The 21,040-nt window shown below is 65.5% G+C and carries 20 protein-coding genes and 2 pseudogenes; 13 read left to right on the plus strand and 9 right to left on the minus strand.

Going from position 1 to position 21,040, the window contains the following annotated elements:
- Positions 1-240 precede the first annotated feature (240 nt).
- On the plus strand, positions 241-684 hold the full coding sequence (locus ACFQU3_RS19630) for a hypothetical protein (protein WP_385912885.1): 444 nt from the start codon (positions 241-243) through the stop codon (positions 682-684).
- Between the two features lie 190 nt (positions 685-874).
- Here ACFQU3_RS19630 and ACFQU3_RS19635 read toward each other — a convergent pair whose 3' ends face one another.
- Entirely contained in the window at positions 875-1,261 is a 387-nt protein-coding gene (locus ACFQU3_RS19635) for a hypothetical protein (protein WP_385912887.1), read from the minus strand.
- 482 nt (positions 1,262-1,743) lie between these two features.
- Here ACFQU3_RS19635 and ACFQU3_RS19640 point away from each other — a divergent pair, with 482 nt between their 5' ends.
- Both ACFQU3_RS19640 and ACFQU3_RS19645 read left to right on the plus strand, forming a co-directional pair.
- On the plus strand, positions 1,744-2,190 hold the full coding sequence (locus ACFQU3_RS19640) for a hypothetical protein (protein WP_385912889.1): 447 nt from the start codon (positions 1,744-1,746) through the stop codon (positions 2,188-2,190).
- A gap of 78 nt (positions 2,191-2,268) precedes the next feature.
- Entirely contained in the window at positions 2,269-3,135 is an 867-nt protein-coding gene (locus ACFQU3_RS19645) for an endonuclease/exonuclease/phosphatase family protein (RefSeq protein ID WP_385912891.1), read from the plus strand.
- Positions 3,136-3,252: 117 nt separating this feature from the next.
- On the opposite strand, the gene ACFQU3_RS19650 is transcribed toward ACFQU3_RS19645, so the two are convergent.
- Positions 3,253-3,747 carry a hypothetical protein gene (locus tag ACFQU3_RS19650; RefSeq protein WP_385912893.1) on the minus strand — a complete coding sequence of 165 codons (495 nt, stop codon included), beginning with the start codon at positions 3,745-3,747 and terminating at the stop codon, positions 3,253-3,255.
- Positions 3,748-5,666: 1,919 nt separating this feature from the next.
- Between ACFQU3_RS19650 and ACFQU3_RS19655 the strand changes: the two genes are divergently transcribed.
- Both ACFQU3_RS19655 and ACFQU3_RS19660 read left to right on the plus strand, forming a co-directional pair.
- Positions 5,667-6,020, plus strand: coding sequence for a hypothetical protein (locus ACFQU3_RS19655; RefSeq protein WP_385912895.1), 354 nt, complete (start codon positions 5,667-5,669; stop codon positions 6,018-6,020).
- 317 nt (positions 6,021-6,337) lie between these two features.
- Positions 6,338-6,991 (plus strand): hypothetical protein, encoded by a 654-nt coding sequence (locus tag ACFQU3_RS19660; protein WP_385912897.1) that lies wholly within the window; start codon positions 6,338-6,340, stop codon positions 6,989-6,991.
- A gap of 63 nt (positions 6,992-7,054) precedes the next feature.
- On the opposite strand, the gene ACFQU3_RS19665 is transcribed toward ACFQU3_RS19660, so the two are convergent.
- A complete protein-coding gene (locus ACFQU3_RS19665) occupies positions 7,055-7,285 on the minus strand; it encodes a hypothetical protein (protein ID WP_385912899.1) in 231 nt (76 codons plus the stop codon).
- Positions 7,286-7,643: 358 nt separating this feature from the next.
- Between ACFQU3_RS19665 and ACFQU3_RS19670 the strand changes: the two genes are divergently transcribed.
- The 3 genes from ACFQU3_RS19670 to ACFQU3_RS19680 all read left to right on the plus strand — a co-directional run bounded on the left by ACFQU3_RS19670 (position 7,644) and on the right by ACFQU3_RS19680 (position 10,607).
- Positions 7,644-8,291 carry a transposase gene (locus tag ACFQU3_RS19670; RefSeq protein ID WP_385912901.1) on the plus strand — a complete coding sequence of 216 codons (648 nt, stop codon included), beginning with the start codon at positions 7,644-7,646 and terminating at the stop codon, positions 8,289-8,291.
- The gene (locus tag ACFQU3_RS19675; RefSeq protein WP_385912903.1) at positions 8,186-9,010 is read left to right on the plus strand and encodes a transposase; all 825 of its coding nucleotides are present in this window, start codon (positions 8,186-8,188) and stop codon (positions 9,008-9,010) included. The genes ACFQU3_RS19670 and ACFQU3_RS19675 overlap by 106 nt, the downstream gene beginning before the upstream one ends.
- A 388-nt stretch (positions 9,011-9,398) precedes the next feature.
- A complete protein-coding gene (locus ACFQU3_RS19680; RefSeq protein WP_385912905.1) occupies positions 9,399-10,607 on the plus strand; it encodes a hypothetical protein in 1,209 nt (402 codons plus the stop codon).
- A 264-nt stretch (positions 10,608-10,871) separates the two neighbouring features.
- Here the strand turns inward: ACFQU3_RS19680 and ACFQU3_RS19685 are convergent, their stop codons facing one another.
- Both ACFQU3_RS19685 and ACFQU3_RS19690 read right to left on the minus strand, forming a co-directional pair.
- Positions 10,872-11,684, minus strand: coding sequence for an adenylate/guanylate cyclase domain-containing protein (locus tag ACFQU3_RS19685; RefSeq protein ID WP_385912907.1), 813 nt, complete (start codon positions 11,682-11,684; stop codon positions 10,872-10,874).
- Positions 11,685-12,224: 540 nt separating this feature from the next.
- A complete protein-coding gene (locus tag ACFQU3_RS19690) occupies positions 12,225-12,914 on the minus strand; it encodes a TetR/AcrR family transcriptional regulator (RefSeq protein ID WP_385912909.1) in 690 nt (229 codons plus the stop codon).
- 70 nt (positions 12,915-12,984) lie between these two features.
- On the opposite strand from ACFQU3_RS19690, the gene ACFQU3_RS19695 reads away from it, so the two are divergent.
- Entirely contained in the window at positions 12,985-13,422 is a 438-nt protein-coding gene (locus tag ACFQU3_RS19695; RefSeq protein WP_385912911.1) for an SRPBCC family protein, read from the plus strand.
- A 118-nt stretch (positions 13,423-13,540) separates the two neighbouring features.
- Here ACFQU3_RS19695 and ACFQU3_RS19700 read toward each other — a convergent pair whose 3' ends face one another.
- Together ACFQU3_RS19700 and ACFQU3_RS19705 are read right to left on the minus strand one after the other, a co-directional pair.
- A complete protein-coding gene (locus tag ACFQU3_RS19700) occupies positions 13,541-13,873 on the minus strand; it encodes a hypothetical protein (protein WP_385912913.1) in 333 nt (110 codons plus the stop codon).
- A gap of 117 nt (positions 13,874-13,990) precedes the next feature.
- Positions 13,991-14,446 carry a hypothetical protein gene (locus tag ACFQU3_RS19705; RefSeq protein ID WP_385912915.1) on the minus strand — a complete coding sequence of 152 codons (456 nt, stop codon included), beginning with the start codon at positions 14,444-14,446 and terminating at the stop codon, positions 13,991-13,993.
- A 418-nt stretch (positions 14,447-14,864) separates the two neighbouring features.
- Here ACFQU3_RS19705 and ACFQU3_RS19710 point away from each other — a divergent pair, with 418 nt between their 5' ends.
- A complete protein-coding gene (locus tag ACFQU3_RS19710) occupies positions 14,865-15,473 on the plus strand; it encodes a hypothetical protein (protein ID WP_385912917.1) in 609 nt (202 codons plus the stop codon).
- 484 nt (positions 15,474-15,957) lie between these two features.
- Here the strand turns inward: ACFQU3_RS19710 and ACFQU3_RS19715 are convergent, their stop codons facing one another.
- Positions 15,958-17,259: a hypothetical protein gene (locus ACFQU3_RS19715; protein ID WP_385912919.1), complete on the minus strand. Its 1,302-nt coding sequence runs from the start codon at positions 17,257-17,259 to the stop codon at positions 15,958-15,960.
- Between the two features lie 1,075 nt (positions 17,260-18,334).
- The gene (locus tag ACFQU3_RS19720; protein ID WP_385912921.1) at positions 18,335-18,805 is read right to left on the minus strand and encodes a hypothetical protein; all 471 of its coding nucleotides are present in this window, start codon (positions 18,803-18,805) and stop codon (positions 18,335-18,337) included.
- 347 nt (positions 18,806-19,152) lie between these two features.
- Between ACFQU3_RS19720 and ACFQU3_RS19725 the strand changes: the two are divergent.
- The 3 genes and pseudogenes from ACFQU3_RS19725 to ACFQU3_RS19735 form a co-directional block, all read left to right on the plus strand.
- Positions 19,153-19,491 (plus strand): annotated as a pseudogene (locus tag ACFQU3_RS19725) (ATP-binding protein); the annotation flags it as partial.
- A 43-nt stretch (positions 19,492-19,534) separates the two neighbouring features.
- A pseudogene (locus ACFQU3_RS19730) lies at positions 19,535-19,672 on the plus strand (IS30 family transposase); the annotation flags it as partial.
- Positions 19,673-20,511: 839 nt separating this feature from the next.
- On the plus strand, positions 20,512-20,916 hold the full coding sequence (locus ACFQU3_RS19735; protein WP_385913161.1) for a response regulator transcription factor: 405 nt from the start codon (positions 20,512-20,514) through the stop codon (positions 20,914-20,916).
- Positions 20,917-21,040: the final 124 nt, after the last annotated feature.

The following is a 21,040-nucleotide window of genomic DNA, read 5'->3' on the forward strand; positions in this document are numbered from 1 at the left end:
GGATCAGCCACTTCCCGGACCCGCACAACCGACGCTACGCCCGGCACCCACGCCACGGAAGACCGACCGCATCAACACACTCGACGCCACCGGTTGACAACAGAAGGGAGCCGGTAAGACGCGCCTCGTCGGCCGAGGCTCGAACGAGCGGATCGCGGCAAATCCGGGTGTCCGCTGTCGACCCCCGGACTCGATTCGTTCCGCTACCCTCCCAAGCCGGATCTTGGACAAGGAGCAAGAGTGCCGCTCGAGCTGGAACTCACCCTTGGCTCGCCTCTCGTGTGGCTGGGCCTGCCTCGCGGTATGGACCACCTGAGGCCGTTGCCGGCTGAGAGCGGGCCCCGCTTCGACGAACAGGGCCTGCTGTTCCGAGCTGACGAGTGGACGCTGTCTGTTGCGCTGTTCAGTCGGCCTCGTACCCTCACGGACGACCAGTTCGCACCGGCCCCTCCGCACCGAGACGTTCCGTTTGAGTTCAGCAGCGGCACAGGCCAGTTGCGCTTCGTGAGCGACTCCGACGAGGAGGCTTTGGTCGGCCGGGTCTTCCTGCTGAGCGACCTCTCCGAGCGGACGACGATACAACTCCCTGCCACGGCGGCTGACGCCACGTTGACGTGGCAGTGGTTTGCACAGGATGGCGTCGTCTATCGGCTGCTGATCTGGAGTCCTGGGCTGGGGGACTAGGCCGAGACGCGAGGCTTCCGACGCGCTGTTCTCGTGCGCGCCATGCGGCATGAGCGGTAACGACTCACGCTGGTGTGGGGACGTTGTCACCTAATCCCTAGTGCGAGCGGTACGTGAAGACTCGCGTAAGCCTCACTCGTGGGGAGCTCATCCGCGGAGAGGTGGCGACCTGCGACGGGCCGTCACTCAGCTAGTCACTCACAGTGGATTGCACAGAGTCCTCCGGAGTCCGTTCCGCCCGTGAATCCGATCGACGCAGCCATTGCTCGGCGAGCACTAGCCCGGCGACCAACCCGAGCCCTGTGACCATCCCCTGGACTTGTGCGGAGACGTCGCCTGTTGCGGCCTGCAGCAGTCCTCCGATGACCACGAACAGTGCCGGCACTGTGAGGCGTTTCGCGAGATCCCGGCGGTCGAGTAGCTGCCAGAGAGAGCCGATGGCCATCCCGGCGAGCGGCATGAGACGTGCCAAGGTCCCATCTCCGAGCGGAACCTCCACGCTTTCGGAACCCGCCCACTTGATGGAGCCGAGCGCAAGCACCACGCCGAAGAACCAAGGTGCGCGACGACGAGTCATCCGGACAGTGTGACTGATGCGACGGGCGTCCACGTGCTTTCCGCTATTCGGCACGAGCGCACCCGTCGCGGCAATGAGGACGCCTATATCGAGATGATGTCGGCGACTGCAGCGCGAGGGAATCTCGCCACAAGGACCTCGACTCTGGACGGGCTCGCTGGTGTTCGGGCGGACACCTCGAACTGGTCTTGCAGCTCGGGGTCGATGTCCATGAGACATCCAAACTCGTAGTCCCGCTTGTCCTCGGGCCCCGAGAGGCCCGCGACCGCATCCGCCCAGACCTCGACGACTGAACCGTCTTGGAGGGTTACCCGCCAGCGCGAGGGCGGTCCTGCTAAGCGCATGGGCCGAGCGTAGCCGTCGATGGGGTGCCGGCACCGCACGAACGCACCCCGGCGGCGGCATGGTCGGACGTCCCGTCCTCAACGCGGCATCAGCGGAAAACGTCGGACGGGCGACTCGGCTCATAGGAGGATGTCGCAATGCGTGACGAACCTGTGCTGCCAGCCCGGAGCAGCCACGAGGGGTTTGGGTCCGCAGCCGTCTGCCTTCTCGCTCTGGCGCTGCTTCTTGGGCTGGGCGGTGGCTTGATGCTGGTTGCTTCGGTGGTGGCTGCGCCGATGGGCCCTGAGGATGAGGTGTCTGATGCGGTGTGGGCGGTGCCGCTGCTGTTTTCGTTGACGGGCGTCATCCTGGCCCTCGTCGGCCGTGCCGGTCTTATCCAAGGAGCTCTGGTCGTCATCGGGGTCTTGCTGGTCGCAGCGTCAGTCATGGTGCTGGTGGAGTCCCTGAGGTCGACGCGTATAACAAGTGCCCTCACCGTTCTCGCTGTACCGCTGCTTCTCGGGGTCCTGGCGATCGTGTTGGGCTGGAGGGATCGCCAGTTGAGGAGGCGGCACCGCAGTCCAATGACGGCAGGCCGGACCTGAGACTGACTCGTCAGCGCGTCTGAATCTCGCGGATCGCTGCAGATCCGGACGCTCGTTGGTCTCTGCCAAACTCTTGTCATGGCCGACGCCGGGAGCTCCGAGATCGAGGCGCCAACGGATGTACCGCGGCTCCGCGTCATGACCATGAACGTCTACGGCCCGGCAAACCCCGACTGGGATAGGCGACACCGTCTTGTCGCACGGACGCTGCGGGAGCTCGACCCTGACGTGGTGGCGCTTCAGGAGGTCCCGACCGGCCCGAGGTTGTCGACGATCCTGGACCCGAGCTACCACACGACCGACTTCTCCAGGTCGTCCGAGGACGGTGTCGGCGGGACGCTGGCGACCCGCTGGCCACATCAGCTCGTCACGGAGATCGACCAGCACGTGACCGAGCGCTCCCGGGATGTGCTGCCTTGGACTGCTACGACCGTGGTAGAGCTCAGCACTCCGCTGGGACCGCTGGTCGTCGCTCATCACAAGCCCAGCTGGCCCTTCCCGTACGAGCTCGAGCGCGAGCAGCAGGCGGTCCTGGCCGCACGAACGTTGGAAGAGCACATCGGCAGCCGGGACGTGCACGCCGTCGTCCTGGGCGACTTCGACGCGACGCCGGACTCTGCCAGCATGCTGTTCTTGCGGGGGAGGAGGGCGGTAGACGGCATGAGCGTCTGCTACCAGGACGCCTGGGAGTACGTGCACCCTGACGAGCCGGGCTACACATTCGAGCTCACGAACCCGCTCGTGCGCGGAGGGGAGGTCTCCACCGGGGTCACCCGGAAGATCGACCATGTGCTCGTGCGCAGCGGCCTGCACGGTCCGACGCTGCGGGTGGCCAACTGCCAGCGGGTGCTCGACGGGCCGGAGGACGGCGTGTGGGCCAGCGACCACTACGGCGTGGTGGCCGATCTCGTTCTGCCCGACCAGCCCCCGGGCTTCCGAAGCTGAAGCTCCACAAAGTCACGCTCGCGTGGCAGTTGTGGCAACCGCGAGCATCCTCGTCCACCCACCCGCCGGTTCGATCGAGATGCCGCGAGCGGAAAGACTCACTGCTGGCAGCGCAAGTCAGGCGAAGGACTTCTCGGCGAAGCTGAGCCCGGCGCGCTCTGTGAGGCTAAGGACTTGCCGGGGGACGTGCTGAGGTGGCAACCGGATGTGCTGGGTGTAGCCCGCGGCGCGGAGTCGAAGATCGAAGTTGTGGCCCTCGATGTGCCAAAGCGGATCCGCGTGGCCATCCGGCGGATCGAGTCGATGAACCTCCGCGATCTCCAGACCATCATCAAGGGGGCCCAGTGATCCCTCGATGTCCCAGGCGAGATCGAATACGAGCGTCGCGGGCGCCACCCAGAAGGTGAAGTGGTGTGGGCGTCTTTCGGGTTCAACCCACCGGACGATGTAGTCGAGGTCGAGCAGCACTCTCAGCAGTGTCAGCGTGTCGTCGGCCCGCTCGGTGACGCTGACAGCGTGGACTCTGCAGTCGTGCCATCCCATGTCTGCGAAGTCCTCGTCAGTCCACGTGCCCTTGGACAGTCCCGAGGATTGGTGCGGCCCGGTGGTCATGAGTTCAGTATCGGAGGACAAGCGTCTGCGGAATCGCATACGCGCTCATCGCCATGTGGGTGAAAACACCTGCGCCCGCCAAGCGGCGGTAGGACGCACTTCGGCCGGCGACAACTGCAGCAGCTAGGACCGCCCGAAGAGCCGGAATCAGGATCGGACCGTGCCATTCGCTCGGCCCGGGCGACAGCATCAGGCACGATCAGCCTGGTCACTTCGCCGCTGTGCTTGTCGACCAGGCGCGGCCTGTTGGCGATCGGTCCGTCGTCGTGCTGGCCGCCGCTGATGTCAAGGACCACCAGGATGTAAGACCCTGCGTCCTCCCGTGCCCACCTGCGGTCGACGCGTAGGTGCGCGGAGTTCACGGTTGCTTCGACAGCCGCGATGACCTCGTCCAGAACATGTGGACCGCCTTCCGGAGGGTCGTGCGGACCCACGCCGGACGGGGTGGGCGCTATTCCTCCCGTTGGATCGTCATATGAGGGTGCGACTATGTTTGAAGCGGACGAGTGATCAGCAGGCCCTGTCAGGACACAGGCAGGATGGTCGGCTCGCGGCGATGTGACTCAAGGTCAATGCCACTGGGCGCGGCCGTGCAAGTCATGCGCCGTTCGGCGTCTACCGGCCTGTCCGCCTACGAAGGTTCTTTCCCCGGGGTACTCGTAGCACGGTCGTAAATCCTTCGGCGAAGTCGACGGGAGCGCGCCTGAATCCGAAGTCCGCCTCGAGGTCTGACGGTGCATTCGCGTTGGCCCACAGTACCCAGCGGTTACCATCTGCATATGCGCAAACATCGCGCATGATCTCGTGGGAAGCCCTATTCAATTTGTGCAGTCGATGGGCGGGTAGTCGACCCCAATGTCGGCCTGGCCAATCCATGATTAGTGCTGAGATCATCCACCGGGTCTGGTTTTCGTTCTCGGAGAGGAGTAAACAGTAGGCGTCAATGTCTTCGACGCTTAGCTTTCCGAATCGCACATTCGCACGATCCACGACCAGTTCGTCAAACTGGGCTCCTTGCTGTCTCGTCACGATGACAATCCGCGCAAATATCAGCACGAGTGCCACCGCCGCTCCGACCAAGGCCCCATTTTGTCCGTACAGCAGCAGCCCGAGTAGATAGTAGGCCACAGTTAACCCGGCAGCGCCTAAAAGCAGTTGGCGCCTAAGTTGCCGGAGTGGCGTCCGTGCGTAATGTCGTCGAAAGATGGACCGATTGCTACTGTCCAGTGCTCGGGCAAAGACGGTCCGGCCTTCTCGTGTCGGTTGCTCGGGCGCGTCGAAGTTGGCCTTGGCCTCGATGAGCACTTCCTTAGACTCAAGCACGTCTCGAACGAACCCGAAGGCGCGCACCACCGCACGATATTGGAGAGCAGTTCGCGCGCCTTCCGTAGTTACGGTCAACCAGCGGTCACGTCCTGTCTGAACGCGGCTTCTGCGCTGACAACGCGTGCACTTGAGATATCCGATCGCATCATCGGGCATCAGAAGCAGTCCCGCCTTCCCGCAGCCACTACAAACAATCGAGCGTAATTCTGGGTTGCGACCTCCGCGAAGGTCTCCAAGGCGTGGCTTGTGACCAACCCGCGCCGCAGGTGAAACGGGCGCGCGCCAAGCAAGCAGTGCTACCAGAAGTGCGCCAACAGCGGCCACAGCGGACAATATCTCCATGGGAGGCATTGTGCGGCCCAGCCTGGGTGAAATGGAGCTGCCGGGCGCAGCGATCAGGGATCGAGACTCGAGGACCCGCGGGTGGTCGAACCTGCAGCTGAGGCGGCAGTGCGCCCGCTCGCTGCTGCAGGAGCTCGATTGCGATGGGGCCTCCTTCGCGGCCGGTAAGACGCACCTCTAGAGTCGGGGCCGTCATGCAGGCCGAGGAAGGGCAGAGTCGCTCGCGAGCAGCGGATTGAGCGGATGCTGCCGTGCGCCGGATCGAAGGCATGCCAGGCGGTCACGAGGCGCGCCGCTACATTCCGATCATGACGACGTGGAAGAAGGGCCCGACTCTTGCCATCGGCGGCGTCGTTGCTGTGGCCTTCGTGAACGAGACAGCAATCGCCGTAGGGAGCCATGCCGGCCTCGGCGTGATCGATGTCTCACCGGCGCTGTTCAAGAGAGATTCCTGGATGCTGTTGGCGATTACTCGTGGTACCAAGCAGATCCGCCTGCGGTGCGGCGTCAGACATCCCGTGGCGTCGCGTTGCTGCCAGCAGCCGGCCTGTGGGGCGGAGACCTGCCGCGCGAATCGTGGGATGGCTGGACCGCAGAGCTCGTGAGCGAGGGCGCCGTTCTCCAGCATCCTGATCACGATCGGTTGGTCGTCGCAGACAACGAGGAGGCTAGAGCGCTTGGCTTCTCACCAGAGGCCAGCGTCATGGTGTTCGCGACTTCATCGACAGTGCACGTGTATGTGCGGTGAGGCCCACCGCTATGACGCCCGCTCATCGGCACGATCGCTCGCGTAGCGGCATGATCGGACGGAACCTGGGGTCCCACCTTGGGTCCGGCGATGACGGCGGCTGCGAGGAGGACAGATAGCATGCAGCCTCCCGGCCCCGGCCCGGAACCTTTCTGGCGTGGGAGGACGGCGGTGGTGAGCGACAAAGGATGGAAGCCCCGCGGTGCGGAGGAGCCGGTTGCGATGGCGCGCCGCAACCGGATCCACAACGCTGCCGGCGTGGTCCGCCTCTACAACATGTCCAATCGGTTCTGGGGCACAGTGTCGACGGTGCTGTTCCTGAGTGTCGCGGCGGTGCTCCTGAACCGGGCGACTGCCTTATCCGGTCCAGACCCGCTGTCGCCCACCGGCGCAGTGCTGGTGGCGGCCTGTCTATTCATCTTGTCGACCTGCAGCTTCCTCTGCTTGGCCCGGCCGCACGTCGACCTGCTCGGCCAAGTGGCGACGGTACGGAACCCGATGAAGGTGTACGTGGTCTCGTTGGCGCACGTGCGTGAGGTCAGCGAGGGCCCTCTGGGGTATCCACGACTGCAAGGGTCTGACCGGCTCGTGACCGTCGCCGGCCTACAAGAACCTGGTCGGGCGCGGATGGAGAGTGGCAGTGAGGACATCCGAGTCCTGAAGGCTGAGATCGAGGCGTGGCGCGCCTGCTCCGACATCGGGCCGGGACGCCATCAAGAGCTGCCGGACCGTCTGGTGATATCTGAGCGGTGGGCACTTGTGGACCGAGGTCTGCTCATCCTGTTGAGCGGCTGGGGCCTGTACATCGTCAGCTGGATCGTCCTATGAGTTGAGGTACGGACCTAGGTCGGGTCATCGGCACCACCGCACCACTCGCGGCAGAGTCGGACGTCAGCTCTGCCTGAGTGGGGCGACACCGAACTTCTCGATCATGAACCTCCAAAAGAGCGGGACCGCCTCGGCCACCGGCCGCTCGATCTTGTCGTCGTGCCCTGTCACGGACAGGTGCTCGATGAGCACGTGCCCCTCGCGAGGCCTGCGAGGAGATCCGGGTGCACGCACCGCTACGACGCCGTAGGGCGGCTCCGGGATGGGAGCGGCAACAACGATGAGGTCGTGCATGGACGTGTGTACGCAGCCAGGCGATCAGCCGCGTGACAGTCCAGAACGCTGTGAACGATCGCGGACATGTGATCGAACCGTTCGTCTCGTGCAGCCATGTCCGAGAGGAATGCATCGATCTCGGACCAGCCGCGGGCTCGAAACGGAGTCGTTTGGCCAAAGGTGCGCACGACCGAAGGATGACATGCAGCATCCACCTTGCGCCGCGTTCCAGCGGCCGACGGGGCTTACCGCTCATCGGTAAGACCGCGCTGCCAGCGGCATAGAAAGACGTTCTGCGCGGATGGGTCTGGCGTGGGGAACGTCCTCCTGATGCGCTTGTCGGGCTTGGTGTCCCAGCGCGAAAAGGAGGACGTTCATGAACAACGGTAGTGGCGTGTCTCGGGGGGATCGCAACCGCAACGCACGCCTGTCGCGGCTGCGGGCGGCGGTCCCGGTCACGAACGCGATCGTCGGGATCGACCTGGCCGACCGCAAGCAGATGCTCGTGGTCACGGACCATGACTCGAAGGTGCTCGCTCGGCGGACGTTCCGGCGCAAGGCGTGGGACCTCGGTGCGGCGTTGGACTGGGCCGCCGACCGGGCACGCGCGAAGGGCTTCGCCGGTGTCACAGTCGCGTGCGAGCCGACCGGGCACCGGTGGATGGTGCTGGCCCAGCTCGCGGCGGAGCGGGACATGGCGTTCGTGTGCGTGCAGCCCGCACTGTCCTCGTGGGTGCGCAGGACCGAGGACCTGACCAGCGACAAGACCGACGACAAAGACGCCGTGCTCATCTCCCGGCTGACCGCGCAGCTGCGCTGCTACCTGCCCGAGCCCGTAATGAGGGCAGCGCCACGTGGGCTCGGCTGCGCCACCTCGGCGCCCGCCGGGAGGAGCTGCTCGAGGAGCATGTGGCCTGCGTGCAGACGGTCCGGGACCTGCTCGAGTGCGTGTGGCCGGCCGCGCTCGAGGCGGCCAAGCAGCCGTTCAAGTCGGCCACGTGGGTCGCAGCGATGGCCGTGGTGATGGGCCATGGTCGGGGTCAGGACGGCGGTGACCTGGACCGGACGCGCCGGCTCGGACTGGCCCGGTTCGAACGCGCCGTCCGCGCCGAGGTGACCCGCCGCGGCCGGGTCCGCCCCTGCCTGCGGATCCTGCGCCGCCTGTTCGCGGCCCTCACCGATGCCGCCGGCGTCCTCGCGCACCGAACCGCAGTCTTCGAGCGGGTCGAGTGGACACTGTCGGACTGGGACCAGGCCCGGGCGAAGCTGGCGGACGTCGAGTCGCGGATGACGGCGGTGCTCAACGAGCTGGGCCTGACGAGGCTGGTCACGAGTATCGACGGTTTGTCGCCGGTCGGGGCGGCGGCGATCCTCGCGCAGACCGGTGACCTGCACCGGTTCACCTCCGCCCGCGCGGTGGTCAAACACGCCGGCCTCGCGCCACGCGAGCGGAAGTCGGGCACGTTCACCGGCCGAGCCCGCGTGACCGGCGCCGGGCGTCCTGGGCTGCGGGTCGCGGCCTGGCGCGCCGTGTGGGGGTGCCTGCAGACGAACCGGGTGTACGCCGCCCGCTACCGGCACCTGACCGGCCGCGAACACAACCGGCTCACCCCCACCCAGGCCCAGACCGCGGTCGCCGGGGCGATCCTGCGCCAGCTGTACGCCGTCGTCGTCCACCAGCAGGCGTGGGACCCGGTCATCGCCACCCACGGCACCAGGCGGCTGGACGTCGCTGCGGCATAACGAGATCCACGCTGAGCCGTCATCATGAGGTGCTATCCGTCAGGAGCTGGGACGGGGTGAGCCTTCCGCGGCATTGAGAACCATCAGGTATCTCGTCGCACATCACAGGCCGCCCCGTCCCGTCGTCGACACAACCCGGTCACACGCTGCCGAGCACGAGCTCGATTACCGCTATGCAGGGACCGACGACGAGACACCGGCACCCGCCCAGCCCTTGACGCTAAACACCTCACGCTGATGTGCGTACGTCCTTATGGGAGTCGCCACGCACTTCGCCTTCATCCGTCAGCGCAGCGTGACCTGTGGCACTTGCGTCACAGACGCTCGAGTCCGACGCTCGGCAGCAACCGGCTGGTCGTTGCGAGAGCATGTTTGCTACAAACTGTGCATGTCTTGGAAGCTATCGAAGTCACGAGCGATGTTTTTTCGTGAGACGGGAGAGCCTCCCAATGAGTCCTTTTGGACTGGCGAACAGGAACGACTGGTAGCTGCCGGTGTGTCGTCGATCGATATGGGCACCCTGCCTGACTGGGATCCGTCCGCTGCCGATTCCCGCTCAAACTGCCCTTCTCTCCACGAGACGCTGACCGAGCTGGCGTCGCTAGTCGATGCGCGATGGAAAGCGCGCGTAGACAATATCTACGGAGGTCGCACGCACCAGTCTTCCGACCTGGCATTCTCGCAGCACGGCGCCCAAGGCGGCGTTGTCGTGGTCTCCTCCGAAATGACGATGAGTCTCATTGCCTACGCCAACCTGTGGGGTCGATTCCTCACACTGTTCGACGTGTCGCGCGACATCTCGCGTGAGCAGTGGTCAAACACTGAGACCGCCATGCTGGAGGATTTCCGCGCTCTGGTGAATGAGTTCCAAGCCCAAGGATTGGCCGCGCTGCTGGGGAAGTGGCCGCTGACCTTCAAGAGCCGCGAGCACGGCGAGGCCGCGGCTGGTCTTGTCCAGTCGGCTGAGCGGTGGATTTTGGCCCACGAGCTGGCGCATCACATCTTGCGTCACGGCACGAACAGACCCGACAAGCAGGCGAAGGAGTCCATACAGGGAGGCATGCGGGACAAGATGGTGTCCTGCGAGCTCGACGGCATGTCGGTAGCGCAGCTGGAGGAGATCGAAGCGGACTTGCTCGCCTTCGAGCTCATTGCAGGTGAGTATGCGAAGGACACCAACGCAGTCACCGTTCTGCAGGCCTATCAAGGGGCCTGTCTGGCTCTGGTGGCTGTTGGGCACTTGACGGGGGATTGGACGGCGGACCCGGGTGACTCGCACCCCGGCACCCTGGCGCGGGTGGTGGTCATCACGAAGTGGGCCTTGACGCGCCACAGCACCAGCGTCGAGGACGTCCTGACGGCTATGCCAGGCGACCGCAAGTTTTACCGCTTGGCCGCCGCTTCTCTCGCCTACGCGATGTGGGCCGCTGGCGCCGCGAGGGATCAAGTGGCACCCACTTGGCACCCAGACGACGAGATGGCAGATGAACCAGACCCAATCAAGAACTATGTGAACCTGGCAGTCATGTTTGGCGCGATGGAAGACTTCGGAGAGCAACCGGCTCTGGTTTGGAAGGGGACCTCCACACCAGGCTGAGTCGTCGCTAGATCGAGTGCCGGATGAATAGGGTCCCCGAAGCAAAGAAGTGCCGTGGGTCTCGCAAGCAGACGCTTGCTCCCGAGCGGACCGATGGAAGGACCATCCGCCAACCCGTAGCGGCAAGTGAGTGCGTTCCGCGCCGCCAGGGGCGGCATCGCTATCGTCGCGCGTGTGGTGGATGGGTCTGGCCCCTCCCAGAGGAATGGACGCTGGCACGTGGGCGGTCAATGGTCGCTCGGTACTGGTTGAGGGCCGGCGACCCTACTCCGCTCCGGCGCCGTCCACTCGTGGCCAGTACCGTCCGTTGGTCTGCAGATAGGCCACGCCAGCCTTCGCGCGCTCCTCTGCGCTTTGCGTGGGCCGCCACATGCCAGTGTTGTAGATCTCTCTCACCTCAACCGAGTCCAGTCCTTTCATCGGGACCATGCGCGGCTCTTGGAGTTCAAAAACTTGATAGTCGGCGGGCTGAATCCCTCCAGGTGGCAGCACGTCATCAAGGTTGCGATATGCCCAATCGGCGGCAGGAAAGGCCATGGTTGACGAGATGACGCGGTCGTCGTCCTCGGCCTGACGCACGCTGGCGCAGCGAGCGGCGAGCGCGACGGGAGCACCGAACACTGAGACGTTGTATCGCAGCGCCGTCCCTGCGTAGCCGACGATCACCGGACCTGCCGCAATGCCCATGTGAGGGCGGTACGCGAGCACGTCCCGCCGGCTCATCGCGGCAGCCGCGTTGACGGCGTCGGCGAAGGGATCCTCAGACCCGAACTCACGTGAGTAGATGACCATCACTTCGTCACCGATGTACTTGTCGACGATTCCCGGGCGTCCATTCAGCGCCTCCGCGGTGACCCAGGCAAAAAAGTTCTGAACATAGACGAGAGTCTCAGCAGGGGTCATGTCGAGGGTGCGTGTCGAGAAGCCGCTGATGTCGGCGAACAGAACGACTGCCTCGATCTCTCGACCTTTGACTGGAAATCCGAACCCGAAGCCGTCATCCATCACGCCATCGACGTGGGACATCGTTGACGCCAAGAAGTCTTCCAGGGAGTGGTACTGCCTCTCAGGATTCACGGCTCCAACGCTAAGGGTTCGGCTGGTGCGCGGGCCTGTTTCCTACGTCACACGTCGAGGCTTGCACGCTCATCGGCATGTGGGTGAAACCGCGCGCCGAAAAGCGGTGGGATGTCGATCGCACTGGCGCGCAGAGTCTTGCGGAAAACACGCTGGTTCTGGCCTGTCTGTCTTGCGGTTCGCGCGGCAGAGTGTCCGTCATGGGGGAGGGGCCGGCTGGTTCGTGGGGGATGGTCGGAGCAGTAGCCGGGTCGGGGGACCGGGTGGGGGAGTTGACGGGGTGGGTTCTGCCGGGGGAGTCGGCGGAACCCACCCCGATCCCGTTCCGGCTGGCGCGGGGCTGACGAGCCTGCCCTCTGCTCCAAAACGGACCGTTTCTGGAGCACGGTCTGCGGCAACCCCGAATGTGTTGGAGAGCTCTTGAGACCCGAGGCCCGAGGCCCGTCCCCGGCTCGCGGCGCAATGACGCGCCTGCGGCCATCGCGCGACGAACACCGTCTCAACAGAATCGCATGCCTCGGAGAAGTGGTCGGGTGCGGTCTAGGTCGTGATGAGGTGGCTGTAGGACAGGTCGGAGTGGGCGGTGGGTGGGAGCCTGTGCCGCTGGAGCAGTTGTTGGGCCAGTGTGGTGAACAGCCACGCCTTGTATTCCGGGACGCTCCAGCCGGCCTGGGTCACCAGGCTGCGAAACACGTCGTGGCCGAAGAGGACGACGACAAGGTCGGTGGCTCGGTCGGGTTCGAGGCCGGGACGTAGCACGCCTAGCTCGGCCAGGCGGGCGACCATCCGGGCTTGGCCGGCGCGCCGGTCGGTGGCCACCCGCCGCCAGTAGTGCTCGACGTGGGGGTCTGCAGCCGCCGCTGTCACGACGGGCCACAGGGGAGCGGCCCGCACGAAGATGTCGGCGCCGTGCTCTACCGCGAGCGCCAGCACCCGTGGGCCGGAGGGGGCAGTGAGCATGTCCCGGACCCAGGCGCGCTGTGCCACGGGGACGACCTCTTCGTCTCCCGCGGCGGTGGTTTCGACGACCTCACAGAGCAGCTGCCCCTTGGTCCGGAAGGTGTAGTAGAGGGTCTGGACGGCGACGCCCGCGGTCTCGGCGATGCGCTCCATCGTGGTTGCGGCGTACCCGTCGCTGATGAACAGTGTGCGCGCGCTGTCGAGCATCCGGTGCCGGGTCTGCTGGGCCCGCTCAGCCCTGGTGGGCCTTGCGCTCTTGACTGGTCCCATGCCAGCAACTTTACTAGAGCGATCACTAGTGGATGCTCTAGTGAGTCTCCGAATCGGGGAGGTGCGTTTGATGCCGGTGATCAGGAACTCAGTGATCCTGGGCTGTGCACCGGAGGTGGCGTTCGACTACCTGTCTGACCTCCGCGCGGAGCTGGATTGGAACCCCAAGTGCGAGAGCATGGAGAAGCTGACCGAGGGCCCGGTGGGCTTGGGCACGCGGTATCGGGCGAAGTGGAAGAGCAGCCCGTTCGTCGAGGTCGAGACCGTGGCTTTCGAGCGGCCGCACGGCTGGACGGCGCATAACGGCGGACCGATCGAGGTCACGTTCAGCTGTCGTCTCGAACCTGTGCCGGAGGGGACCCGACTGGAGGCCTCGTTTGAGCCCTCCCCGCACGGCTGGTTCCGGCTGGTCTACCCGCTGTTCCTGGTCACGATGCGTCGCGAGGAGAAGGCCAACATGGCCCACCTGCGCGACGCCGTCGAACGACGGGCCGAGGCGCGCGGATGAGGTGGGCAGGTTGCGGCCCTAGCGGCGGTCTTTGGGCCGGGACCGCGGCGACCCGGTGCGCGCTGTCGCGGCGGATAGACGCACCTTCGCCGCTCGCGGATTGCGGCAAGGGAGTGCGTCACCCGTTCTCTCTCCCGGGCAGCGGTTCGCCGGCGAGAAACGATTCGTAGGCAGCCCGTGCATCGTCGTCGACAAGAGGCTGCTGGTTCGAATAGCGCCCGTCGGTCCGGTCGCGCTTCGGTCCGGACATCCAGAACTCTTCGCCCGTGTCGACGTCGTAGAAATTCGAGTCGAAGTTCGCACCATCGGTCCCAGGCACGCGGTGCAGGGTTCTTCCGTGGACGTAGGCGGTCCGCCAGGTACGGGTGAACCGGACGCGAGAAATCCACGCCGGACCCCGATCGGTGTTGTGGCCGGTCTTGAGCTGGAGGTACATGATCCGCTCTGGCACTCCCGCAGGCTAAGCCCACTCGCGCGTAGATGCCCTCGTGATTTGTAGTGTGCGCCGCCTGAGAACGGCGAAGTGACCCGCCGAGCGGCATGTGGCACCCTGGGGCGACTTCCGGTCTCAGTGCGCTAAGTACCTGCGTAACCAGCTCAGATTGTCGCGGATAGAGCGGTCATCGGCCCTCCCGCTGGTCTCCATCGCAGCCACGAACTCTGCCACGAACGGGCGTGATGACTGCTCGAGGAAGATTGGACCAATCGCCTTGTTGCGCGCGTAGACCATCTCAAGCGTCGGCGGATGAACGTTAACGCCGGCGATCCCCAGAACGTCGATCTCGGACAGCTGCACCACGTGCCTTGCCCTCCATCCCTCAACGACAACGCTGTCGTCAGCGATCCACGCGCGGCGGGGTGGAGCCACTCTCGCCGTCACTGCCGTTGCGCCCAGTGCCAGTCCCATACCCAGCGGGACGGCCAGATCCAAGGCGGATGCGGCGAGTGCCGTCAGCACGGCAGCGACGACGCCATATAGCACGGACGTCCGGCGCCGGCGGATGGTCACTTCGGCTCTGGTCACGGGCTCATGCTCCCACCGCCTCGGACCAACTTCGTCGCCGTTCGCACAGTGGCATGTGGGTAAACCCATCCGCCACCAGGCGGCGGGGTGACGCATCGACGAGGTCATCGAAGAGCTCGTTCAGATCGGAATCGTCGATGCCAGGACCGACCAGGATCAACCCCCTCCCGGCGCACGGCGATGGCCTCGCTCCAGAACCAATCGCACTGCCGGACCCAGACGCCGCCGCGCACGCTGCTTACGGGGTAAGTCCCCTAGGACTCTGACCGATGGTTCTCGGTCGTGCGACTGCTGGGTCACATGGTCACGGACCAAGCCGGGGTCCGCGGTTTCACCTGCAGTCATCGGGGTAGAGCCCCGCAGCGTTCCACCGATTGACAACCCGTCTCCGTGACGGGTCACAGAACTCAGGCAGAACATGAACAACATCCAGAAGTCCACCATCACCATCCTCGCGTCCGCACTGCTCCTCGCGGGCTGCAGCAGCGGAGTCGGGGCAGACGTCTCGTCGCCGCCACCGTCGCCGCCACCGTCGACGAGCGTCCCGACCACCGAGGTCGTGCCGGAGCTCGAGCCGACGTCCGAGCCGGTGCCCGAGTACACCGAGCCGGTCGACCCGTTCACGGAGGAGCCCCGGGAGGTCGTGGCCTCCTTCGGCGAGACGATCACGTGGGATGACGGGTTGGCGGTGAAGGTGTCGGCCCCGAAGTTCTACGAGCCGGGAGAGTATGCCGCCGGGGCAAAGAAGTGGAACGCAGTGTTCAGCGTGACGCTGAAGAACGGGACGAGCAAGCGCTACGACCCGACGGGTCTCTACCTGACCGCCTCGGACAGCGGTGGTGACCTGGAGCGGATCTTCGACTCCAACTTGCCGTCCGACCCGTCGGTCTCGCTGCGGGCTGGCAAGTCGGTGACGTGGAAGGTCGCCTACGGACTGAATAGCAAGAGCCTCAAAGGCCTGACGATTCAGGTCCAACCGTTCTCGCTGAGCAGCGAGAACTACGCCACGGCCATCTTCGAGAACTGACATCGCTCAGGCAACATTCACCCATGCCGTAGGCAGGATGGTCGGCTCGCGGCGCTAAGACGCGCCTCGGCGAGCTTCGCCTGAACGCGCACATCGCTCCATCGACGCGCCGCTGGCCAGTGGAGTACGGGCTCTTCGGATCTGAGCGTGGGTGAGACGCCCGGCGTGGAGGTCCGGCTTTGAATGAGTCGAGGTCTTCACGATCGGTAGCGATCAAGCTCACCGATCTGAAGACCTCGACAGTGGATCACGCTACGCGTCGTCCGCGCGCGGGTTGGTGTGCCAGCGGACGCGTTGTTCACCGCCTCGGGCATGCGCATGCTCGCGGCCGTCCAGCACGAGTCCGACGGGCTCGTTGTCACCGTGGAAACTGACGCGGACGTTGGCGGCTGCTGTCCCGAGCTCATTGAGTGCGTGTAGGTCCTTGCGAGAGCATGGCCCTCCACGCGTCGCCGTAGCGGGCGTGAGCACGCCGCGGCGGCGACTAATTCTGTATAAGCGGGGGACCGGGGTCGTAAGCCTCCTTGGCGAGCACGGAGCCGAAGCGATTTCCCGCAAACGCTGGGTGCTCCGTCCAGACCTTGTAGGGGCTATAGACGCTCGAGACTACAAAGCCCGCATCTATGGCAGAGCCCACATCCCCGCCGGGCGCTCCCACGCCACCAAAGCCCAAGGAGGCACCAAGACGGTCGCCGGCACGTGCGAGGGTGCCCAGGTGCATGATCCATTCGCGCGACTTGACGGGGCAGCCAGTTGTCCCAACGCCGTCACCAACATTGACGGCGCCGGCATCGACGACCGATCCAAGATCCTCTCCGGGCACGCCGATCATCACTGCTGTGCCGTGGCACTGTTCGTCGTCGTCGAAGTCGCCTGGGCCGCCGAGCAGCGAGGAGCCGAACCGGTCGCCGCGCTCGGCGGCGCCCGCCACCCCTGGGCTGTCCTGAGTACGGACCAGGAGGCTCGTGGCGGCAGTCTTTCCCACTTTCAGTTGATGGACCAGGCCCGCGTCACGCAGGGAGCCCACATCCTCGCCCGGCACTCCGACCCACAACCCAGACTCACCACCGGGCACCGGGTCGAGGCCTTCAAACCACCGGTTCATGTCCAAGGCTGCCGCGAACGCGTCGCCCGGCTCGGCACCGCCTGGGATCCCCGGCGAATCCTGACTAACGGCGTAGGGTCCCGGGCCGACAGGTGAGGCTGCCGGAGCCGGCAACACCCAGAGCGCACCCGCATCCACCTTGGTGCCGACATCCTCGCCGGGGACACCCACTGCAACACCCGAGCGCAGCGGGGCGAGGACCTGACCGAACCGGTCGCCCCGCTCAGCATCCCCGGGCACGCCCGGGGAGTTCTGCGTGAACACACGGGGGGCGGAGACCCGAAGGTCCGAGGAAACGGTGTAGTAGACCACCGCTCCCGCGTCGACCACGCCGCCCACGTCAGCGCCTGGAGCGCCGACCCACACCCGCAGCCTTTCGGGCGTCATGCCTGTTGCCGGGACCCGCTCGGCCGCGATCGACGTCCCGAAGGCATCGCCCGCCTTGCCAGCGAACTGGATGATCGCCGAGGGTCCGGTCCCGGGTCCTGTAGGCGACCCGGTTATGAGGTGGACCTGGTTGGATGCGGGCGCCCCGACCAGCAGATCGAGACAGCCATCGGCCGTGACGTCGTGAGTCACCACGGCGCTCCCGAAACCAGGCCAGCTGCCCCCAAGCGTGAATGTCCGGGTCTCCGACAAGACATCTACCGAGAAGGACATCGGTTTGCCGACAACGGCCACCGGCACCACATCGTGACGGAGGCACCCGGGGTCCACCTGGCCAACCGCACCTGGCACCACCCCAAACGTCAGAACGGCACTCGCCATCGGGACCAACATGACACGGAATCGGTGCATGAGCGCTACTCCCAACGCCAGAGCCACCCGGAAGCCCATTGCCACTGCGGAGTCTCGGCGGCTTGCGGCAACTATCCCGTGGTGAACCGGACGCACGCAAGAGTCACGTCTTGACGCGACATGACGGCTTGGCGGCGGTCGCCATCGGCTCCACGAGCTGTGCCGAACTGCTTGGTCGCGCCGGCGAGCGCGTAGCTGCCGGTAAGCCGACGCTGTCGAGGCGATTCTCCTCCTGCCCCTGAAGACCGTAGGCGCTGTACAGGCGAGGATGTGCGAGCTGGTGGGGGTGAACCGCTCGCCCGTGGATGAACCGGCTCGGCGAGCCACCGCCCGTGCTGGCGGCCTTGGCGGTCAAAGTCTGTGGTTGCGGGGTGACCGTAGCGGAGAACCTCCCACCACCCACGCTCAAATCTGCAGAGCCGATTACGCTGCCGGGACACGGAGCACCTAGAACTCTCCATGGGCGCCCCGGCTGCGAAACTCGTCGTTGTGGCCTTCGTCGTCCATGCTGTCCGTTGCGCATGGACCGAAGCCGGGGGCGACGCCTCGCTGTTCGATCGGCTCGGGCGCATCAAGAACGGGCGATGGACTTGGCTTCACATCGTGTTAGCCGTTGGCGCAGCAACCAGCTTGGGATGTGGGCCCTGACTGAACCGGCTCTGACCGGTCGGCCCGGACTTGCTGTCTGTGCGGCACGGTGTGCGCTCGGTTTCTCAGCCGGGGAGCATGCGTTCATGACCGCCAGCGCGGACCCAGGCGTCGGCCTTCTACGCCGAGGTCGCCGCTCACGGTGCCGTCAGGGGAGTCCGCCTCGCCGAGGACATCCCGGCGCCGCTCAACGCCGACCCGAGCATGCCGTGCCGTTCTGGTCCCTGCGCAGCACCGCGGCAACGTGCCGAGCGGAACGCGCTTCAGCTCGGCAAAGTCGCAGCCGACCCTGTCGACGTCCAGGTAGGCGTCAGTGGCAGCGGAACACGAAGTGGAGCGTGCCATTCGGGCGTGTGTTGAAGTGCCGGTTCTCGTGGTACGTGGCCTTCGAGCCGTCCGAACCCTTCAGGGTGACGTTGTAGGTGGAAGTGGCGTTCACCACCCTGCCATTGCCGTTGAAGCCGCCCCGAACCGTCAGGCGCCCGGCGTAGCTGGGCAGGCCCAGCGTGGAGTCCAGCGGCACGAGGGAGACCTTGCCAGTCACGGTGAAGGTCGTGTGTTCCCCACCACGACCTGTCGTGGTCACGTGCTGGACGGTGTTCGTCGTGGTGGTGACGCGGTAAATGGGCCCGCCGTCACAGCTGGGGACGATGTCGAGGTAGGTGTCGACGACGTTCTTGGCGGTCTCGGTCGTGGTCTCGGCCGCGGCGGACGTGGGACCCGAGAGACCCACCACCAAGGCGGGCGCGGCGAACAATACGATGGACAGGCGACGCAGCATGGAGCACTCCCTCTGGCGAAGCTAACTCCCCGATGAGGCCATTCTGTTACCGCTGTCGCAGGACTGTGTCCGGAATCGCCACGTCGCCCCGTAATGCCGGGCGGGAACCGGGCAGATCAACGGGTACTGCACATGATGGCCACCTTGCAGCTGCGCAGCCCGACGACGGGCGATATGGCATCGGCATGGTCGCTGTTCTGGTTGTCAGTGCGCTCGTCGAGCGCATGACGGGAAGGCGTCGCGGGCTTTGAGGCGACAACTCCCTGACGCGGCGGATAGACGCGGCGTAAAGAGGCATCCTGGCGACTGGTGCCGACTCGGGGAAGTAGGTGAGCGAGCAACGCGAGGTGTCCGCCCGCGAGTCCCACGGCGGCGAAGGCCGGATCCGCGCCGCCCGGTCCCCGCCCGAAAGTCCCTGGAGGAGTTCGGACTTCGACCACGCCCGAGGCCTGCGACGCGACCTGATCGCGCACCTGGGCACCCTCGACTTCGTCACCGCCCGAGAGAACATCGTCTTCCTCGGGCCACCCGGCACCGGCAAGACCCACCTCGCCACCGGGATCGCGATCCGCGCCTGCCAAGCCGGACACCGGGTCCTGTTCGCGACCGCTTCGGAATGGGTCGACCGGCTCGCCACCGCCCATCACAACGGGCGACTGCAGGACGAGCTGCGACGCCTCGGCCGGTATCCGCTGCTGGTCATCGACGAGGTCGGCTACATCCCGTTCGAGCCCGAGCCAGCGCGGCTCGAACGGGAACGCCAACGGTCTGCTGTGCGACTACTTTCCGAAGGGAACCGACCTGAGCGTTCACACCATGGAGCACCTCCTAGCTGTCAGAACGAGCTCAACAGCCGGCCCAGGTTGGTCCTGAACGACCGCACCCCAGGACAACTCTTCGCCGCGCTGTTAGCCTCCGAAATCCGTCCGCGTTGCGATGTTGACTAGAACCCACCCCGCCGTCAGGGGGTCAGCTTTCGAGTGCCGTCGACACGAGTCCGTTCACGAACCACCGCCGGCAGTGTCTAGGGTCTCAGGGCAGTTGGAGGCGACGGAGCTCGCGACGGCGGATTCTGCGCAGCCACTAGCTCTCGAGGGGGTTGGTACGTCCGGCCGGCGGTGAGGAGCATGCCTTCGCCGCGTCTCCGACCGCCGAGTTGCTGAAGTTGCTCGCTCGGGACGTCGTTCCCCGAAAGCGGTCGAGCCGCTTTGCTGCAGGCTGTTCCGGGCCGTGAATTGATACAAAAGTGCCGCAGCGGATCCGAGGGTCGGGCAGAATGCCTGTGGCCGGTACCCGACAGGAAGCTCAGGGACGCCGTGGTTGTCTTGCATGTGAGCAGACAGATTGATGAGTGGGTTGGTCTGGTAGATGACCTGCTTCGTCGCCCGATGCTTCCGGGTTGGCACCGCGAGGTGCTTCCACACTTGTCACAGACGTTCGGATCTGCGGCGTCGTGGAATTGGATGGCGCCGGATGGGTCGTTTGGATTCGAGTCAGTGGGGATGCCGCTTGACTGGCCGCCGCCAGACAGCATGGAGCTCTGGAAGCGGGAGATGCCGAACCATCCTCTGATCCGCTGGTACGTCGAGGTGGGCGACCCAGCGGCCTTGACGATCTCCCGAGTGCCCGAGCGGGTTGTGTCGCGGGAAGAGCAACGGACCGTCCGTGACCTCTTGGTTCAGCTCGGTGTGGAGCGGCAGCTCTCGATGCCGTTTCACTTGGCTGGATGGGAGCACCGGGCGTTCGTACTCGCTCGGTCCGGGGAGGACTTTCCTGACGAGCAGGTGATCTTGGCGCGGCAACTCCAGCCGTTGCTACGCCTGTTGGACCGGCATTGTCGCGTGTTGCAGTTGCTCCCTAGCGAGCAACGCGATGCGGCTGACCTAACTGGACGGGAGCTGGCGGTTCTGGTCTTGCTGGCCCGGGGGCTGACCGCACTTGCGATGGCCCACCAACTGGCCATCTCGGAGCGCACCGTGCACAAGCACTTGCAGCGCATCTACCGCAAACTCGGGGCTCGGGACCGAGTGTCCGCGATCTATATCGCGGCCGCTCGCGGGCTGCTTTCTCCCGTTTCCCGGGGTTGCACCGTCCTTCGCCCCGGGCCCTAATTGGAGTCACCGTCACGGTTAATGCCACCAATCAGGGCATCGCTCGCACCGTCACTGCGTTCGGCGGGCCCCTCTTAGCAACTGACGCCGTCACGTATGCCAAACATCGCCTCCTGGCCAACGA

Origin of the sequence: Terrabacter sp. GCM10028922 (assembly GCF_042666095.1) — a bacterium.
Taxonomy (GTDB): Bacteria; Actinomycetota; Actinomycetes; order Actinomycetales; family Dermatophilaceae; genus Terrabacter.

Bases quoted from the DNA above. Each gene is read 5' to 3' on its own strand.
- ACFQU3_RS19635 (WP_385912887.1), bottom strand. From the start codon at position 1,261: ATGACTCGTCGTCGCGCACCTTGGTTCTTCGGCGTGGTGCTTGCGCTC.
- ACFQU3_RS19640 (WP_385912889.1), top strand. From the start codon at position 1,744: ATGCGTGACGAACCTGTGCTGCCAGCCCGGAGCAGCCACGAGGGGTTT.
- ACFQU3_RS19645 (WP_385912891.1), top strand. From the start codon at position 2,269: ATGGCCGACGCCGGGAGCTCCGAGATCGAGGCGCCAACGGATGTACCG.
- ACFQU3_RS19650 (WP_385912893.1), bottom strand. From the start codon at position 3,747: ATGACCACCGGGCCGCACCAATCCTCGGGACTGTCCAAGGGCACGTGG.
- ACFQU3_RS19665 (WP_385912899.1), bottom strand. From the start codon at position 7,285: ATGCACGACCTCATCGTTGTTGCCGCTCCCATCCCGGAGCCGCCCTAC.
- ACFQU3_RS19670 (WP_385912901.1), top strand. From the start codon at position 7,644: ATGAACAACGGTAGTGGCGTGTCTCGGGGGGATCGCAACCGCAACGCA.
- ACFQU3_RS19680 (WP_385912905.1), top strand. From the start codon at position 9,399: ATGTCTTGGAAGCTATCGAAGTCACGAGCGATGTTTTTTCGTGAGACG.
- ACFQU3_RS19690 (WP_385912909.1), bottom strand. From the start codon at position 12,914: ATGGGACCAGTCAAGAGCGCAAGGCCCACCAGGGCTGAGCGGGCCCAG.
- ACFQU3_RS19695 (WP_385912911.1), top strand. From the start codon at position 12,985: ATGCCGGTGATCAGGAACTCAGTGATCCTGGGCTGTGCACCGGAGGTG.
- ACFQU3_RS19710 (WP_385912917.1), top strand. From the start codon at position 14,865: ATGAACAACATCCAGAAGTCCACCATCACCATCCTCGCGTCCGCACTG.
- ACFQU3_RS19720 (WP_385912921.1), bottom strand. From the start codon at position 18,805: ATGCTGCGTCGCCTGTCCATCGTATTGTTCGCCGCGCCCGCCTTGGTG.
- ACFQU3_RS19735 (WP_385913161.1), top strand. From the start codon at position 20,512: ATGCCGTTTCACTTGGCTGGATGGGAGCACCGGGCGTTCGTACTCGCT.